The organism is Polaromonas sp. SP1 (genome assembly GCF_003711205.1).
Taxonomy (GTDB): domain Bacteria; phylum Pseudomonadota; class Gammaproteobacteria; order Burkholderiales; family Burkholderiaceae_C; genus Polaromonas.
In genome coordinates, this window is record NZ_CP031013.1 from 1841346 (window position 1) to 1857552 (window position 16207).

The following is a 16207-nucleotide window of genomic DNA, read 5'->3' on the forward strand; positions in this document are numbered from 1 at the left end:
CTTTCAGTGGGCATTGCCTGGTCCACCCTACATAGACGTCCTAAATCGCAATCGGGTCCACATCAATCGCCCAGCGAATGAGGCTTTTGAACTCAGCCTGCTGGCGCGTCTCAAACAGCGTTGGCTGCCAGGCTGCAAGGAAACGCTGCAGCGCCGCGCGAGACGGGCTTTCGACCAGCATCTGCGCGCGTTCGATATTGGCCACGCGCTGAATCGTCATCGGCACGGCTGGGTAGGCGGTGACCTGCCCGTTACCGGTGAGTTGCTGCGCCTCGGCCTGGGCGGCTGCCGCGTTGAGGAATCCTTGCGCGACGTCTTGCGCGCGTGCTTCGGCGCGCACCAGGGCTGAAAAGCCGAAGGGCGACATGCCTGCGGCCTGGCGTTCGGCCAGTTGCTGGTCGGCAAATCCCGGGTAGTCGTGTTTTTTGAGTGCTTCAAACAGCGGATGGGCGGGGTGAAAGGTTTGCACCCACATCTCGCTGGCGTCGCTGTGCCGGGCGTCACGGCCTGCGCGGCCACCCGCCTGCATCAGCAAGCTAAAGAGCCGCTCGGGCGCGCGGAAGTCGCTGGAAAAGAGTGCGCCATCAGGGTTGATGGCGGCTACCAGCGTGATGTGCCGGAAGTCGTGGCCCTTGGCGATCATCTGCGTGCCGACCAGCACGTCGACCTCGCCGGCGTGCACGCTGGCGAGTTGTGATTCAAGCGCGCCTTTGAGCCGTGTGGTGTCGGCGTCGATGCGGGCGATGCGGGGCGGCTCGCCGTCGGGCCGTTTCACGCTGGCGAGCAGTTCGGCCAAGAGCTCTTCCAGCCGCTCGGTACCGCGGCCCACCGGGGCGATGTCGATGTTGCCGCAGGCCGGGCAGGCGCGGGGCACGCGTTCGGTAAAACCGCAGTGGTGGCAGCGCAGGGTGCGGTCTATCTTGTGGAAGACGCGGTACGCGCTGCAGTGCGGGCACTCGCTTTTCCAGCCGCAGTCGTGGCAGGCCAGCACCGGCGCATAACCGCGCCGGTTTAAAAAGATCAGCGACTGTTCGCCGCGGGCGATGCGCTGGGCAATCGCCTCCAACAGCGGCGGTGCGATGACGCAGTGCTTGGGCTGGTGGTTCATGTCCACGCGGCGAACGGTGGGCAGGCTTCCCTGTCCGCCGTCATTGGCGGCCACACGTTCGCTCATGGTCAGGCGCTGGTAACGGCCGGCCAGGGTCGCTTGCCAGCTTTCCAGCGACGGCGTGGCGGAGCCGAGCAGCACGCGGCAGGGGCCGTGGTCATGCGTGGCGTCTTCAGTCTCAATCTTGGCGCGGTATACCGCCAGGTCGCGCGCCGAGTAGCGGGCGCCCTCCTGCTGCTTGTAGCTGGGGTCGTGCTCTTCGTCGACCACCAGCAGGCGCAGGTTGGGCAGGGAGGCAAACACCGCCATGCGGGTGCCCAGCACCAGGCGCGCGTGGCCGGCGTGGGCCGCCAGCCAGCTTTTCAGGCGCTGGGCCGGCGTCAGGCCGCTGTGCAGGGCGACTACACGCTCCTTGCCGAGGTGGGCAAACCGCTCTTCAAAACGTGCCTGCAACTGCGGCGTGAGGTTGATCTCGGGCACCATCACCAGCACCTGCGCCGCCGGGTCTTGTTCCAGCACGCGGGCTGCGGCGCGCAAATAGACCTCGGTTTTGCCGCTGCCGGTGGCGCCAAACAGCAGCGCGGGCCGCGTATCTGCATCAAATTCGGCTATAGCCCTTGTCTGCTCTAGGCTTGGCGCTATCAAATTAGTAGTAGATGGCGCGTGGCTGGTATCTGCCACGGGGCGCTTCAGGCGCCGCGCCAGCTGCACGCTGCTGAGGTCGCGCAGCTGCGGCGGCAATGCCGCCAGCGCCACCTCGCCCAGAGAGCGCTGGTAATAGCCGGCGGTGAACTGCACCAGCTTGCGCCAGGTGGCCGACAGCGGGGGCAAACCCTCCAGCACGCCGGCAACGTGCCGTGTCTGCATCTCCAGCAGGGCGCCGCTGTCGGGCAGGACTTCCCACACCACGCCCAGCACCTCGCGTTTGCCCAGCGGCACACGGACCAGCGCACCGGGAGCGAGTGGCAATTCACTTTGGTAAGTGAGCGGCCCGGCGATGGAACTGTGCGCGGGGGCCGCAACGACGACTTGTAGCCAATGGCTCATTTGGAGTAACTAAATGTGTTTAATTCTTGAGAGATACATCCAAAGAAAGCGCTAAGTCCTTGATTTAACGACGCTTTACAGATTTCCAGTTTTTCTGTGGATAACTTTGTTGATAGCTTGCCCACTGGCGCTGCGGAGCCTTGTAAATCAAGGGTTTGCTTAAATTGCCCAGAAAAAAAGCAATTTAAAGTCTCTATATAAATCAACAACTTACAAGCGCTATTGCTTTGATAGCGCCGGGGAACCCGTAAGCCCCTCATTGCCGCAGCGCAACAAGATTTTTGTGCATAAGTCCGGTCGCCATTGCACCATTTTGTGCTAGTGGGGGATAAAACAGGTCACCAAACTGTGGCCTTTTGGGCCTTTGCCGGCGGGCTTAGCCTCGGGCCATGCGCATTGCGCGAGAGTGAGCGTGCACTGCGCGCACCAGGACCTCGACACTTTCCGGCGGTGTGTGCTGGCTGATGCCGTGCCCGAGGTTGAAAATCTGGGTTGGACCGGGCCGGCCGGCATCGGTATGGGGCGCACCAAAGCTGTCCAGCACGGCCGCCACTTCGGCTTCAATCTGGGCCGGGTTGGCAAACAGCACGTTGGGGTCGAGGTTGCCCTGCAGGGCCTTGGCGTGGGGGCCGTTTTCACCGACCAGCGCGCGGGCGCGGGCCAGGTTCACGGTCCAGTCCAGCCCCAGCACTTCGCAGTCCAGCTGGGCCATGGCCTCCAGCCACTGGCCACCGCCCTTGGTGAAGACCAGGCGGGGGATCTTGACGCCTTCATGCTCACGTTTGAGCTGGCCCAGCACACGTGCCGTATAGGCCAGGCTGAAGGTCTTGAAGGCCGCGTCGGCCAGCACGCCGCCCCAGCTGTCAAAAATCATCACGGCCTGGGCGCCGGCCTCGATTTGCGCATTCAAGTAGGTGGCCACCGCGTCGGCGTTCACGGCCAGCATTTTGTGCATCAGGTCAGGGCGCTGGTACAGCATGGTCTTGACCAGGCGGTAGTCGTCAGAGCCCGCGCCTTCGACCATGTAGCAGGCCAGCGTCCAGGGGCTGCCTGAAAAGCCGATCAGCGGCACGCGGCCGTTCAGCGCCTTGCGGATCGACGTGACGGCATCAAACACATAGCGCAGCTTGGCCATGTCGGGCACTTCAAGCTTTGCCACGGCAGCCTCGTCACGCACCGGCGTGGCAAAGCGCGGGCCTTCGCCGAGGGCAAACGACAGGCCCAGGCCCATGGCGTCGGGCACGGTCAGGATGTCGCTGAACAGAATGGCGGCGTCTAGCGGGTAGCGCGCCAGGGGCTGCAGCGTGACTTCGGTGGCGTAGTCGGTGTTGGTGGCCAGGCCCATAAAGCTGCCGGCCTGGGCCCGCGTGGCGCGGTATTCAGGCAAGTAGCGGCCGGCCTGGCGCATCAGCCAGACGGGGGTGTGGTCGGTAGCCTGGCGCAGGCAGGCACGCAAAAAGGTGTCGTTTTGGAGGGGTGCGAACATGTCCTGATTGTCTCAGGTGTCCGATCAGTCCTCCCGCGCCGGGATATAGGCCCGGCTGGCCTGGGCACTGGCACTGGCGCGGGTTCAGACTTACCATGGCCGGAAAGCGTCAAGGAGCCCGTCATGCGCATGAACGACCAGGAGTATTTCCGCAGCTGCATCGCCAAGGAGCGGCACCTGGCGCAGCTGCTGGGCCACACGCGCATTGAAGAATGCTATGAGAGCGCGGGCACCCTTTGGGACAGCGCCCAGGCCCTGCCGCAGTGGACGCGCGACTGGCGCGCCTGCGGGCCCCTGATGACGGCTTACGGCATCGCGGTGGCTTATGAAGACGGCGGCGTGAGGCTGGGCGCCACCACGGTGCACTTCAGCGACCACCCCAACCGCGACCGCGCCGTGATGTACGGCGTCGTCAAGGAGGTCATCTTCCGGCTGGAGCACCACAAGACGGTGCCGGTGATGGCGGCTACATCTTCAGCGTCTTGATGAAGGCTTCCAGCTCGTCAATCGGCAGCGGCCTGCAAAACAAATAGCCCTGGTAGCAGTCGCAGCCGTGGCGCGACAAGAAGTCGCGCTGCGCCTCGGTCTCCACCCCCTCGGCCACAACGCCCAGGCCCAGGCTTTGTGCCAGGCCGATGATGGTGCGGGCGATGGCGGCGTCGTTCGGGTCGCGCAGGATGTCTTCCACAAACGACTTGTCGATCTTGAGCTGGTCCAGCGGCAGGCGTTTGAGGCACGACAGCGACGAGTAGCCCATGCCGAAATCGTCGAGCGACAGCGTCACGCCAATCTTCTTGAGTCTGGCCATCTTGGTGATGGTGATTTCCATGTCCTCGGCCAGCAGGCTTTCCGTCAGCTCCAGCTTGAGTTTGTGCGGGCTGACTTTGGTTTCCTTCAGCGCGGCCATCACCAGGTCGACGAACTCCGGGTGGCGGAACTGGCGCACGCTCACGTTGACGGCGATGCTCAGCGCGGCCGTCTCGGGGCGGTGGGCCCAGGCGGCCAGCTGGCGGCAGGCGGTCTCCAGCGCCCACTGCCCCAGCGGCAGAATCAGCCCGGCCTCTTCGGCCGCCGGGATGAACTCCGAAGGCGGCACCAGGCCGCGCTCGTCGTGCTGCCAGCGCAGCAGGGCCTCCACGCCGGTCATGCGGCCGTCGCGCCCCACCTGCGGCTGGTAATACAGCAGGAACTGTTTTTCGCGCAGGCCGCGCCGCAAGTCGGACTGCAGCGCGGCGCTGGCCGTCACGGCGGCCTGCATCGCGGGGTTGAAAAAACAGACCGTGTTGCGCCCCGCCATCTTGGCCTGGTACATCGCCAGGTCGGCCTGCTTGAGCAGGTCGCCGATGTTGTTGAGCGTCTGGTTGAAGGCGGTCACGCCGATGCTGCAGGTGCTGTAGTGCTGGTAGCCGGCCAGGCTGTAGGGCTCGCTCAGCGCCGCCAGGATCTGCCCGCTCACGGTCTCGGCCTTCACCGTCGCCTCGCGCGGGTCCTGGCCCAGGTCTTCCAGCATGACCACAAATTCGTCCCCGCCCAGGCGCGCCACCGTGTCGGTCACCCGCACGCAGGCCGACAGGCGCCTGGCCACCTGCTGCAGCAGCAAGTCGCCTTTCTGGTGGCCCATGGTGTCGTTCAGCGTCTTGAAATTGTCCAGGTCGATGAACATCAGCGCGCCTTCACGCGGGTGGCGGCGGTTGTGGCTCAGCGCCGCGTCCAGGCGGTCCATCAGCAGCTGGCGGTTGGGCAATTGCGTCAGCGGGTCGTAGAAGGCCAGGTGCTTGATCTCGCTTTCGGCTACCTTGCGCCGCGTGATGTCGCGCCCCACCGCCACCCAGTGCGTGAAGAAGACGCCGGCATCGTCGGCCACAGGCACGATGTCGACTTCCATCCAAAAATGCCGGCCGTTTTTTTTGTAGGTGATGAGTTCGGCCTGCACCGGCTCGCCTTTCTGGAAGGCATTGCGCATGCGTTCGAGCTCGCTGCGCTGCGTCAGCGGCCCGCACAGCAGGCGCGGCGAATGGCCCAGCGCTTCCTCGGGGCTGTAGCCGGTGTGCTGCTCAAAGGCGTTGTTGACAAAAATAATGCGCAGCCCGGGCCGGCCCGAGGGCACGGCCTCTGCAATCAGCACGATGTCGTTCAGGCGCGAGATGCTGGTCTCCAGCAGCATCAGCTGCTCCCTGGCCTTGCGCCGCTCGCTCACATCACGAAAGTAAATCGCCAGCCCGTCGGGGAAGGGGTAAGCGCGTATTTCGAACCATTTGTCCAGCGGCGCGTACAGGGCTTCAAACTCCACCTGGTAATTGCCTTCGACCGCCGCCCGCACCTGCTCTGAAAACAGCGTATTGATGGCGCCCGGAAACTCCTTCCAGATGCTTTTGCCGAGCAACTGCGTGGAGGGTTTGCCCAGCAGGCGCGCGCCCTCGCGGTTGAGGTAACTGAAGCGCCACTGCGTATCGAGCGTGTAAAACCCTTCGGTGATGCTTTCGAGGGTGATGCCCAGGCGCGTGGCCAGGCGCTGGGCGTCTTCTTCCGTGTGCTGCGCGGCCTGCACGGCCTGCAGGTGCCGCGCGTCCAGTTGCGCGGCGGCCAGGCCGGCGAGTGTTTCCAGGTCTTCTTCCTGCGCGGTGCTGAGGTTTCGCGCCGCCTTGTCCATCACGGCCAGCACGCCCAGCAGGGCGCCGCCCTCGCGCAGCAGCGGCAGGCCCCGGTAAAAGCAGATGTCGGGCGCGCAGCGCGCCGGCAGCTGCGGCTGGCGCGGCGGGGCTTCCAGCGTCGCTTCGCACAGCGCTACCAGCCCTTCGCGCTCCTGGGGCGAAAACCCGGTGCCCGCGCGGAACACGGCCTTGCCGCCTTCAAACGCCACGATGACGGCAATGGGCGCCGCGCAGGCGCGGGCCGCCAGCCGGCTGAGCCGGTCGGCGCCGGAATGCGGCAGCACATGGAGTGCCAACGCGGGATCAAGCGTGGGATCAAGGGTGGGAGTGGAGACGGACACGGAAAAGGCACCTGCAATGGAGAACAGTCAATCAACGATGCTGACGCATGGCGCGGGGTTTTTGCCGCGAGATTTGCAAGTGTTGGCGAGAAAGCGTTGCAAAACGTTCCGTCACTTACTCACGTACGGTTTTGTCCTACGCTGCGGATATGCCGCACCTCACGCGAGGTGATTGCGTCATCCCCCAAGCTGCACCACCCTCCCAGACGATCTCTCGATTAGCGTTTTTTTCCAGGCAAGGATCCATGAGCCCTCTCGAACTCGACCAGTTGCAGCAGTGCCCCGACATTCCCACATTGCGCAAGGTCCTGAAAAATATGTGTGAACGCTTCGGCTCGGTCAAGCAGCTCAACGTCCTGCCGGCTGCCCACGCCGGCAAGCAGCAGGCGCTGTGCTTTTTGCGCATGGCGTCCGAAGAGGAGGAGCAAAAACTCATGAGCGGCCTGGGCATAGGCCGTTTTGGCGGTGAGCTGGTGGTCGTTGTAGACCTGCTTGCGGCCGAGCGGCCGCAGACGGAAAGCGCGTGGGGCTCACTCGCCTGAAGGGCGACTGCCTGGCTCGTTTATGGCGCGATTATTTTGCGGCGACTTCGGCTGAAGGATGCCGCAGCAGCAGGCGGTCCAGCGCATTCAGCGTGTCATACGACTCCGCAAAATCGGCAAACAGCGCCGCGTTGTCCGGTGCGGCGGCCTTGCCTTGCCAGGCGGCGCGGAACTGCTCGAAGATTTCGCCGAAGGTCTTTTTGCCGTCTATCAGCGCGAGGATTTTTGCGCCGTATTTGCCGGGGTTGACCGTCAGCGCGACGCCCGAATGCTGGTGCCTGAGCATGAAGGGCTGGCCCTTGTTGCTCCCGAACACCTGCGCCGCGAGCTCACCCGTCAAGGGCTCATGGTAGAAAAAAGGCACATAGGCAGGGTTGCCATACGGCGCGGTGCACGCCGCATCACGCGTCAGGTAGAGCGAGTGCGTGATGATGGTGCCGGACATCAACTCGGCCATTTCATACTGCCTTCTGCGCGGCAGCTTGCGCAGCGCCGCGGCCATGGCCGGCGGCTTGCTGCCCAGCACCATGTGCGGCAGGTAAGGTGAGCGGCCGCGCTGCACGTCGGTGAATTCCAGGTGCATGCCGTGCCCGCCTGGTGCGCCGTCGGCCTTGCCGCCCAGCCAGTCGAAGAGCTCGCCCACGCTGTACGAGCGGTCCTGCGAATGCAGCAGCAAGTCGTAAATGCCGGCGTCCCCGGCCTTGTGGTCGCTGTGCAGGTATTCGCTGCGCATGAACCCGTTGGTGGGCGGCAGGCTGCCCAGCAGGTCGCGGGTGTTGGCGATCTTGCGCTGCGCATCCGCCTCTTCGCCATTGACCAGGCGCATCAGCGCCTGCATCTGGTAGACGCCGGTGCGGCCGGTGGTGGCATACACCATCAGCCCGATGGCGCCGTCTTCCTTCAGCACACTCAGCAGCGCCTTGAAGCCCAGGTCGGGGTCGGCCAGGTGGTGCAGCACGCCGCTGGAGTTGATGTAGTCAAACTTGCCAAGCTGCGCGGCCAGTGCCGGCAGGTTCAGCAGCGAGTCATGCACCCAGGTGATGTTGGTCAGCCCGCGGATCTCCGCACGTTTTTTGGCCAGCGCAATGCTGGCCTCGCTCATGTCCAGGTGCACCACCTGCGCATCGGTGTGGCGCAGCTGCTCCGCCAGGAAGATCGTCGCATCCCCCGTGCCCCCGCCCGCCACCAGCGCCTTGAAGCCGCTCTGGAAAGACTGCTTCCCGGCAAAGCAGTAGTGGTTGATCATCGGCAGGTCTTCCAGCCACGTCAGCACCAGCCGCTTGCGGTCGTCTTCCGGGTTGCAAGGCGGGTACGGCAGCGCCTCATATTGGTTTCTGACTTCGGGCAGGTAGTTATCAGGCATGGCGTCTTCCGGAAAAACAAATAGCGAAACGCGTATTGTCTCGCTCAAACCGGTGACGGCGTGGAACCAGCTTTGCCGGGCCACAGCCGTCGCCCCTGAGGGGGGGATCCGGCTACACGAAGTGAGCCGAGACGGGGGTGTGCTTGCCCTACCTGACGGGTAGGAACTGGAGGAAGGTTCCGCCGAGCAAGTTCTGCACGTAAGTGATCACGGCGCGGCGGTACTTCTCCGTCAGCACCGACGACAGCAAATCCAGCCGGCCGATGATCTTGCCGAATTCGCGCTCAAAGCTCAGGTTGCGTTCACGCTCGGTGATCTCGTCGGCCAGCAGCAAGGGCTGCCCGGCTGCATTGCGCCGGGTGGACAGCATCCACACCGCGATTTCGATGTTGCGTGCGGCGTTGTAGATGTACTGCGCGTCCAGGCTGTCGGTCAGGTAGAAGTCTGTCTTGCCGCCGTGGGCGGTGACCACCATGTCGGCACTCGCATAAATAAATGCCGCCACGCGGTCCCCCTTGAAGTCCGGGCCCAGCGCCAGTGACAGCGCGGCGATGTCGCGTTTGCCCTGCAGCTCGCGCCAGGGCGTGCGCGTGTCCACCGCCACGCGCAGCTGGGCCAGCGCCGCATCGCGGCTGACGGTGCTGGTTTTGCGCCACTCGGCCGGGTTGCGCCGGTACAGCTTGTCGGCCAGACGCATCAGGCTCTCGATGTTGTCGCGCATGCCCAGCGTGGCCATGCGGTTCACGTCCGACTGGGCGATCTCGGTAGAGGTGATGGGCGCGGCCTGCACCTCGCCTTTGTGGATGGGCGCCGGGCTCGCGCAGCCTGCCAGCGCAGCCAGGGCGAACAGGAGGCAAGGAAAAAGGAAGTGGAAAGGAGGCGGCAGGACGGACGGGGCGGGTGGGGAGATCGGTGCCGTGCTCAGGGACATGGCGCATTCTCTGCGGCGCCGCCCTGGCGTGCAAGCATGGCTTTCCCTGTGGCGCTTTCAGCCCTCAGGCCGATGGTGCAGGGTCCCGCACCAGGCCGCGCGAATGCAGCACGCGGTGGTCGATCTTGATGCAGTGGTCCTGCACCACCAGCAGCCCGGCTGCTTCGGCCTTGGCCGCCGCCTCCGCGTTGGCGATGCCCAATTGCATCCACACCGCTTTCGCGCCGATGGCAATCGCTTCGTCGACCACGGGCGGGATGTCTTCGCTGTTGCGAAAGCAGTTCACCAGGTCGATTTTTTCGTGTTTGGCGGCTTCCAGCAGGGTGGCGTAGGCTTTTTCACCCAGCACTTCAGCGGCGTTGGGGTTGATGGGGATGATGCGGTAGCCGTTGGCCTGCATGTAGCGCGCCACATCAAAGCTGGCGCGGTGCGGCTTGGGCGACAGGCCCACCACCGCGATGGTGCGGCAGTGGTTGAGGATGTGCGGCATGCGTTCGGCGGGGGGAATAGCGCTCATGGAATGCGTCTTTCGGTAGGGTGGTCGGGCCGCGTGCCGGGGTGCGTTGGACGGAGGCCGCTTCAGGCGTCCTTGTATTTCACCGAGCAGCCATACGCGCGGCTGGAGGCCACGCTCAACGGCTTGCCGCCCAGCGCTTCCGTCAGGCCCTGGCGCACATAGTTGGTGGCGGTCTTGATGTCGTCGACGCGGGCCGACGGAATGCTGTCGATACCGCCGGCGTACACCAGCTGGCCTTGCGGGCTGATGATGTACATGTGCGGTGTCGTCTTGGCGCCGTAGAGCTGGCCGACCTTGCCGGATTCGTCCATCAGCGTGGCGGTGGGCTGGCCCTGCTTTTCGGCCATCCAGCCGGCCAGTTTGGCCGGCGCCAGGTAGTCGCCGCTGGCGGTTTCGGTGGAGTTGATGGCCAGCCACACCACGCCCTTGCCAGTGAATTCTTTTTGCAGGCCCTGCATGTTGCCGCTGTAGTGCTTGCGCACAAAGGGGCAGCCTGGGTTGGTCCATTCCAGCACCACCAGCTTGCCCTTGTAGTCGCTGAGTTTGTGGGACTTGCCGGCGGTGTCGACGGCGGTGAAGTCCGGTGCCGCCTGGCCCACGGCGGCGGGCGCCTGGGCGCGGGCCGTGAAGTGCGCGGCCAGGGGCGCCAGCGCCAGGGCGCCTGAAAACAGGCGGCGGTTCATGAGGGGATTCTCGAAGCGGTAAGACATGGCTTGAACTCCTTGAAAAAGAGAAGACTGGTAAGAGAAAACTACAGCTTGGCCAGCTCGGCCCTCACATCGTCAACCGACAAAATTTCCGACAGCACCACGGGCGCGCGGCCGGGTTTGTAAATCACATACACCGGCACGCCGCTGCGGCCCAGCCGGGCCAGCGCCGCCGTGACGGCCGGGTCGCGCCGCGTCCAGTCGGCGCGCAGCATCGCCACGTTTTTGGCTTTCATGTCGGCCAGCACGTCGGCGTTGGCCAGGGTGGTTTTTTTGTTGTACTGGCAGGTGACACACCAGGCGGCGGTGAAGTCCACGAAGACACTTTGCCCTTGCCCCGCGAGCTGGTCAACCCGGCCCGGCGCCCAGGCCTGCCAGCCGCCGGGGGCGGCGTCGGCTGCCGCGGTCGGCGCGCTTTCTGCGGGTTTGATGACATTTGGGCCTATAGCCCATATGCCTATTGCGCACAGTGCTATCGAAAATGTAGCAATCAGCGTGCGTGCAGTGCCGCGCAAGGTCAGCGCCCAGATGGCCAGGGCCATCAGCACCAGCAGGGCCAGCAGCGCACCCGCGCCGTCGATGCCGCTTTGCTGGCCCAGCACCCAGACCAGCCAGGCCACGGTGGCGAACATCGGAAACGCCATCAGCTGCTTGAAGGTCACCATCCAGGCGCCGGGGCGCGGCAGCGCGCGGGCGACCGCCGGAATGGCGCTGGCCGCCAGGTAGGGCAAGGCCATGCCGATACCGATGGCCGCAAAAATCGCCAGGGCTTCCAGCGCCGGCAGGCCGATGGCGTAACCCAGCGACGCACCCATGAAAGGCGCGGTGCAGGGCGAGGCGATGGCCGTGGCCAGCACGCCCGAGAGGAAGGCATTGACGGTAGGGTTCTTGGCCTGCCAGCCGGCCATGCGGCCCGGCAGGAAGTTGCCGAACTCAAACAGGCCCGCCAGGTTCAAGCCCAGCAGCGTGAAGAGGGCGGCCAGCACCGCCACCACCGCAGGGCTTTGCAAATGAAAGCCCCAGCCCAGCTGCTGCCCGGCCACGCGCAGGCCCAGCAGCAGGGCGCCCAGCGCCAGGAATGACAGCACTACACCCAGCGTGTAGGCCAGGCCGGTGGTCACGCGCGTGGCGGGGTCCTTCACGTGCACAAAACCCACCACCTTGATGGCCAGCACCGGGAACACGCAAGGCATGAGGTTCAGGATCAGGCCGCCCAGCAAGGCGCCGAGCAGGGCCGCGAACAGGCCCAGGGGGGCGCCTGCGGGGAGGCTTGTTGCGCCCGTCGATGCGCCCGTTGCCGCATTGGCCTTGAGCGCCGCTTCCAGCGCAGGCGGCATGGCCACAGCCGCCGCCACGGCAGGCCAGGCGCCTTTGACCGGCGCGTCGATGCGGTACGCGGTGTCGCCCAGCGCCACCACCAGCGGCATGCTGGCGGGGCTTTCCGTGCGCTGGCCGGACAAGGGCACGCTGGCCGTCCATACCGCGCCTTGCCAGGCTTGCTGCCAGGCTGCGGCGGGTTCGATCACGCTGCCGGTTTCGGGATAAAACTCCAGCGTTTTGCCTTGCAGCGCGGCGGGCAGGCCGGCCAGGGAGACCTGGATGGCTTTGTCCGCCACGCCCACCTGGCTGGCGCCGGCCGCAAGGGTTTTGGGCGTGGCCTTGAAGGTTTGTTCAAACAGCTCGCCGCTGGCCGCGGTAGAGCTTTTCACCGGGATGCTCAGCGAGAAGTCACCCTCCTGCGGAATGCACTCCTTGCGGCAGACCAGCCAGGCGGCCTTGAGCTTGACCTGCAGCTGCGTGCCGGCAAAACCGGGCGCCACGGTCAGCGGCACGGGCAGCAGCACGGTTTTTTCGTAGCCGTAGTTGGCCAGCGTGCCGATGGGGATTTTTTTAGGCGTCGGCCAGGCGATCTCGCCCGCGGTGATGCCGGCAGGCAGTTGCCAGATGAGTTCGGTAGGCAGGCCCGAGTCGCCCGAATTCTTCCAGTAGGTATGCCACTCAGGCTGGTGCGTAAGCTGCAGGCCCACCCAGACCGGCTGCCCCGGCTCCACGCCCTGGGGCGCCCAGGCCAGCAGCTCGGCCCGCACCTGCTCGGTCGTGACCACGGCCGCATGGGCGCCGCCGGTCGAACCGCTTTTCAGCGAGAAATTTAATGCGTTGTTTTGGGCGTTTGCCCAGGTGGATAAAGCGCCTGCAGCTATCAAAAACGTAGCAGCTGCTGCGGTGAAGAGGAGGCGCTTGAAATGCATGGTGGAGGTGTGAGCGGGCGGTAGGGGCTTTAGTTCCTGAGGGCGCATGGCTGTCGGTCGGCCCGGCCAGCCTGTTATTACAGCCGTTTTTGGGGCCAACTCGGATAATAGGGGCATGCCCCGCATTGTCCTTGCCACGCTCAACGCCAAATACATCCACGCCTCGCTGGGTTTGCGTTACCTGCTGGCCAATATGGACAAGCATGGCGGCGCCGGCCTGCGGGCGCAGACGCAGCTGCGTGAGTTCGTGATCCAGCAGCGGCCCACGCAGATCGTCGAGGAGCTGCTTGCCCTGGAGCCCCAGGTGATCGGCCTGGGCATCTATATATGGAACGTGGTCGAGACCACCCAGGTGGTGCGCCTGCTGAAAACCTTGCGGCCCGGCATCAAGATCGTGCTGGGCGGGCCGGAAGTCAGCTTTGAAACCGGCGAACAGGAAATCTGCCGCCTCGCCGACCATGTGGTCACCGGCTGGGGCGATGTGAGCTTTCCCAAACTGTGCCGCGCCTTGCTCGACGGCCCCCCGCCGCTGATGAAGGTGATGGCCGGCGAGCAGCCCGCGCTGGAGGCGCTGGCGCTGCCTTACGCCGAATACACGGAAGAGGACCTGGCCAAACGCCTGCTGTATGTCGAAGCCTCGCGCGGCTGCCCCTTCAAGTGCGAGTTCTGCCTCAGTTCGCTCGACAAGACCGCCTGGGCTTTTGACCTGGACGTTTTTATGGCCGAGGTGGAGGCGCTTTATCGCCGCGGCGCGCGCAACTTCAAGTTTGTCGACCGCACCTTCAACCTGAAGGTCGAGAACTCGGTGCGCATCCTGCAGTTTTTCCTGGACCGGATGGCGCCGGATTTGTTTGTGCACTTTGAGGTCGTGCCCGACAGCCTGCCCGACCGGCTCAAGGTGTTGATCGCGCAGTTTCCGGCGGGCTCGCTGCAGTTTGAAGTGGGCATCCAGAGCTTTAACCCCGAGGTGCAGCAGCGCATTTCACGCAGGCAGGACAACGCGAAAACCGCCGACAACCTGCGCTGGCTGGTGAATGAAAGCCGGGCCCATGTGCACGCCGACCTGATCTTCGGCCTGCCCGGCGAAACGTTGGAAAGCTTTGCCGCGGGCTTTGACCGCCTCTACGAACTCGCACCGCATGAAATCCAGTTCGGCATCCTGAAGCGATTGCGCGGCACGCCGATCACCCGCCACACCGCCGCGTTCGCCATGGCCTACGACCCGCAGACGCCCTACACCATTTTGCAAAACTCGACCGTCGACTTTGCCGCCATGCAGCGTATCAAGCGCTTTGCACGCTACTGGGAAATGGTGGCCAACTCAGGGCGCTTTGCACGCGGGCTCAAGCTGCTGCTTGAGCCGGGCTCGGCGTTTGGTCATTTCCTGAACTTCAGCGACTGGCTGTGGCAGACCACCGGCAAAACGCACGAGTTTGCGCTGGAGAAATTGGTCGACCTGCTGTGCGAACACCTGACCGAAGTGCGCGGCCTGGATGGCGGCAAGGTTCGCAGTGCGCTGCTGGCGGACTACCTGGCGAGCGGCGCGCGCGGCAAGCCGCAGTGCCTGGCTGAACTGCTGGGCGCAGCGCGTGTTGCGCCGGTGCAGGCGCTTGCCGGAAAGCAGGGGGCTTCGCGGCAAGGGCGGCATGTGGGGCAGCAGTCGGGGCATCTTGACGAGATCCGGAAGGCGGCTGCGGCGGCTTGAGGCTTGCCGGAGCACCGGCAGGCTTCGACCTCAGCCCGACCGAAGGGGAACCGGGCGAAACCGGAAGGGAACGGGCGCCGCTCACGGCAGGCGCTGACAACGCAGGGGGTGTGCGACTGACAGCGCAGTCGGCGTTATCCGCGCACAGTGAGCAGGGTGCCGCACTGATGCGGCGCGGCATCCAGGGGGATTTATGCGTTCACCGCGTTCAGCAGTTTTTTCCGCCAGGGCATGGCTTGCGCCTGTCATCTGCGCGGTCGTTGTGGGCGGCCTGGTGGCTTGTGGCGATACCGCCCTGCTGCCGCCCGAGGCGGGCATGGGTGCCAACCCGACGCTGCCGCAGCCTGTCAAACGGCTGATTCCCACCGTGAACATCGCGCCGGCCAAAGGCTGGCCCGAAGGCGTGATGCCCACGCCCATGACGGGCCTGGGTGTCACGGCCCTGGCCAGCGGGCTGGACCACCCGCGCTGGGTCTATGTGCTGCCCAACGGCGATGTGCTGGTGGCCGAAAGCAATGCGCCGCCCAAGCCCGAAGACGGCAAGGGCATCAAGGGCTGGGTGATGAAGAAGGTGATGGGCCGGGCCGGCGCCGGTGCGCCCACGGCCAACCGCATCACCTTGTTGCGCGACACCGACGGCGACGGCAAGGCCGAAACCCGCAGCGTCTTCCTGCAAAACCTGAATTCACCGTTTGGCATGGTGCTGGTGGGCAACGATTTTTATGTGGCCAACACCGATGCGGTGGTGCGCTTTCCCTACCAGCCGGGACAAACCAGCATCACGGCTGAGCCCGTCAAGGTGGTCGACTTGCCCGCTGGGCCGATTAACCACCACTGGACCAAAAACATCATCGCCAGTGCCGACGGCAGCAAGCTTTACGTGACGGTGGGCTCCAACAGCAATGTGGGTGAGCGCGGCATGGAGGCCGAGACCGGCCGCGCCGCCATCTGGGAGGTCGACCCCAAAACCGGCAGCCACCGTGTGTATGCCTCGGGCCTGCGCAACCCCAACGGCATGGGCTGGGCGCCCGACACCGGCGCGCTCTGGACGGTGGTGAACGAGCGCGACGAGATCGGCAGCGACCTGGTGCCCGACTACCTGACGTCGGTGCGCGACGGCGCGTTTTACGGTTGGCCCTACAGCTATTACGGCAAGAACGTGGACGAACGCATGCGGCCTGCGCGGCCCGACCTGGTGTCGCAAGCGCTGGCGCCCGACTACGCCCTGGGCTCGCACGTGGCGCCGCTGGGCATGGTGTTTTCCGAGGGCAAGGCGCTGCCGCAGTCTCTGGCTACCGGCGCGTTCATCGGCGAACATGGCTCGTGGAACCGCGTGCCGCACAGCGGCTACAAGGTGGTGTTCGTCCCTTTCCTGAAGGGCCTGCCCGCGGGCTTGCCGGTGGATGTACTCACCGGCTTCCTCAGCCCCGAAGGCCACGCCTACGGCCGGCCGGTGGGTGTGGCGATGGACAAGCGCGGCGCGCTGCTGGTGGCCGACGATGTGGGCAATGTGGTCTGGCGCGTCAGCGGCACCTTGGCAAAGTAATAGGAACTTATAAG

12 protein-coding genes are annotated in these 16207 nt (G+C 65.0%); 4 read left to right on the top strand and 8 right to left on the bottom strand.

The genetic code is table 11. The features are described from left to right. Positions 1-40 precede the first annotated feature (40 nt). Both priA and hemE read right to left on the bottom strand, forming a co-directional pair. Positions 41-2155 (bottom strand): primosomal protein N', encoded by a 2115-nt coding sequence (gene priA, locus DT070_RS08805; protein WP_122955044.1) that lies wholly within the window; start codon positions 2153-2155, stop codon positions 41-43. Between the two features lie 376 nt (positions 2156-2531). After that, the gene (hemE, locus tag DT070_RS08810) at positions 2532-3641 is read right to left on the bottom strand and encodes a uroporphyrinogen decarboxylase (RefSeq protein WP_122955045.1); all 1110 of its coding nucleotides are present in this window, start codon (positions 3639-3641) and stop codon (positions 2532-2534) included. Positions 3642-3764: 123 nt separating this feature from the next. Between hemE and DT070_RS08815 the strand changes: the two genes are divergently transcribed. Next, entirely contained in the window at positions 3765-4127 is a 363-nt protein-coding gene (locus tag DT070_RS08815) for an aminoacyl-tRNA synthetase (protein WP_122955046.1), read from the top strand. On the opposite strand, the gene DT070_RS08820 is transcribed toward DT070_RS08815, so the two are convergent. Beyond that, positions 4108-6633 carry a bifunctional diguanylate cyclase/phosphodiesterase gene (locus DT070_RS08820; protein WP_122955047.1) on the bottom strand — a complete coding sequence of 842 codons (2526 nt, stop codon included), beginning with the start codon at positions 6631-6633 and terminating at the stop codon, positions 4108-4110. The genes DT070_RS08815 and DT070_RS08820 overlap by 20 nt on opposite strands. A gap of 245 nt (positions 6634-6878) precedes the next feature. On the opposite strand from DT070_RS08820, the gene DT070_RS08825 reads away from it, so the two are divergent. Next, positions 6879-7175 (top strand): RNA-binding protein, encoded by a 297-nt coding sequence (locus DT070_RS08825; RefSeq protein WP_122955048.1) that lies wholly within the window; start codon positions 6879-6881, stop codon positions 7173-7175. 31 nt (positions 7176-7206) lie between these two features. On the opposite strand, the gene DT070_RS08830 is transcribed toward DT070_RS08825, so the two are convergent. The 5 genes from DT070_RS08830 to DT070_RS08850 all read right to left on the bottom strand — a co-directional run bounded on the left by DT070_RS08830 (position 7207) and on the right by DT070_RS08850 (position 12942). Beyond that, positions 7207-8538, bottom strand: a complete 1332-nt coding sequence (locus tag DT070_RS08830) for a class I SAM-dependent methyltransferase (protein WP_122955049.1) — start codon at positions 8536-8538, stop codon at positions 7207-7209. A 148-nt stretch (positions 8539-8686) separates the two neighbouring features. Then, positions 8687-9469, bottom strand: coding sequence for a hypothetical protein (locus DT070_RS08835; protein ID WP_122955050.1), 783 nt, complete (start codon positions 9467-9469; stop codon positions 8687-8689). Between the two features lie 64 nt (positions 9470-9533). Beyond that, positions 9534-9986, bottom strand: coding sequence for a CoA-binding protein (locus DT070_RS08840; protein ID WP_122955051.1), 453 nt, complete (start codon positions 9984-9986; stop codon positions 9534-9536). 62 nt (positions 9987-10048) lie between these two features. Beyond that, positions 10049-10696 carry a thioredoxin family protein gene (locus tag DT070_RS08845; protein WP_122955052.1) on the bottom strand — a complete coding sequence of 216 codons (648 nt, stop codon included), beginning with the start codon at positions 10694-10696 and terminating at the stop codon, positions 10049-10051. Positions 10697-10737: 41 nt separating this feature from the next. Continuing rightward, on the bottom strand, positions 10738-12942 hold the full coding sequence (locus tag DT070_RS08850) for a protein-disulfide reductase DsbD (RefSeq protein ID WP_122955053.1): 2205 nt from the start codon (positions 12940-12942) through the stop codon (positions 10738-10740). A 115-nt stretch (positions 12943-13057) separates the two neighbouring features. On the opposite strand from DT070_RS08850, the gene DT070_RS08855 reads away from it, so the two are divergent. Both DT070_RS08855 and DT070_RS08860 read left to right on the top strand, forming a co-directional pair. Continuing rightward, positions 13058-14647 (top strand): B12-binding domain-containing radical SAM protein, encoded by a 1590-nt coding sequence (locus tag DT070_RS08855; RefSeq protein ID WP_122955054.1) that lies wholly within the window; start codon positions 13058-13060, stop codon positions 14645-14647. Positions 14648-14840: 193 nt separating this feature from the next. Next, the gene (locus tag DT070_RS08860) at positions 14841-16193 is read left to right on the top strand and encodes a sorbosone dehydrogenase family protein (protein WP_122955055.1); all 1353 of its coding nucleotides are present in this window, start codon (positions 14841-14843) and stop codon (positions 16191-16193) included. Positions 16194-16207: the final 14 nt, after the last annotated feature.

Coding starts and splice junctions, on each gene's coding strand:
- DT070_RS08815 (WP_122955046.1), top strand. CDS start 3,765: ATGCGCATGAACGACCAGGAGTATTTCCGCAGCTGCATCGCCAAGGAG.
- DT070_RS08850 (WP_122955053.1), bottom strand. CDS start 12,942: ATGCATTTCAAGCGCCTCCTCTTCACCGCAGCAGCTGCTACGTTTTTG.
- DT070_RS08825 (WP_122955048.1), top strand. CDS start 6,879: ATGAGCCCTCTCGAACTCGACCAGTTGCAGCAGTGCCCCGACATTCCC.
- DT070_RS08830 (WP_122955049.1), bottom strand. CDS start 8,538: ATGCCTGATAACTACCTGCCCGAAGTCAGAAACCAATATGAGGCGCTG.
- DT070_RS08845 (WP_122955052.1), bottom strand. CDS start 10,696: ATGTCTTACCGCTTCGAGAATCCCCTCATGAACCGCCGCCTGTTTTCA.
- hemE (WP_122955045.1), bottom strand. CDS start 3,641: ATGTTCGCACCCCTCCAAAACGACACCTTTTTGCGTGCCTGCCTGCGC.
- DT070_RS08835 (WP_122955050.1), bottom strand. CDS start 9,469: ATGTCCCTGAGCACGGCACCGATCTCCCCACCCGCCCCGTCCGTCCTG.
- priA (WP_122955044.1), bottom strand. CDS start 2,155: ATGAGCCATTGGCTACAAGTCGTCGTTGCGGCCCCCGCGCACAGTTCC.
- DT070_RS08860 (WP_122955055.1), top strand. CDS start 14,841: ATGCGTTCACCGCGTTCAGCAGTTTTTTCCGCCAGGGCATGGCTTGCG.
- DT070_RS08855 (WP_122955054.1), top strand. CDS start 13,058: ATGCCCCGCATTGTCCTTGCCACGCTCAACGCCAAATACATCCACGCC.
- DT070_RS08840 (WP_122955051.1), bottom strand. CDS start 9,986: ATGAGCGCTATTCCCCCCGCCGAACGCATGCCGCACATCCTCAACCAC.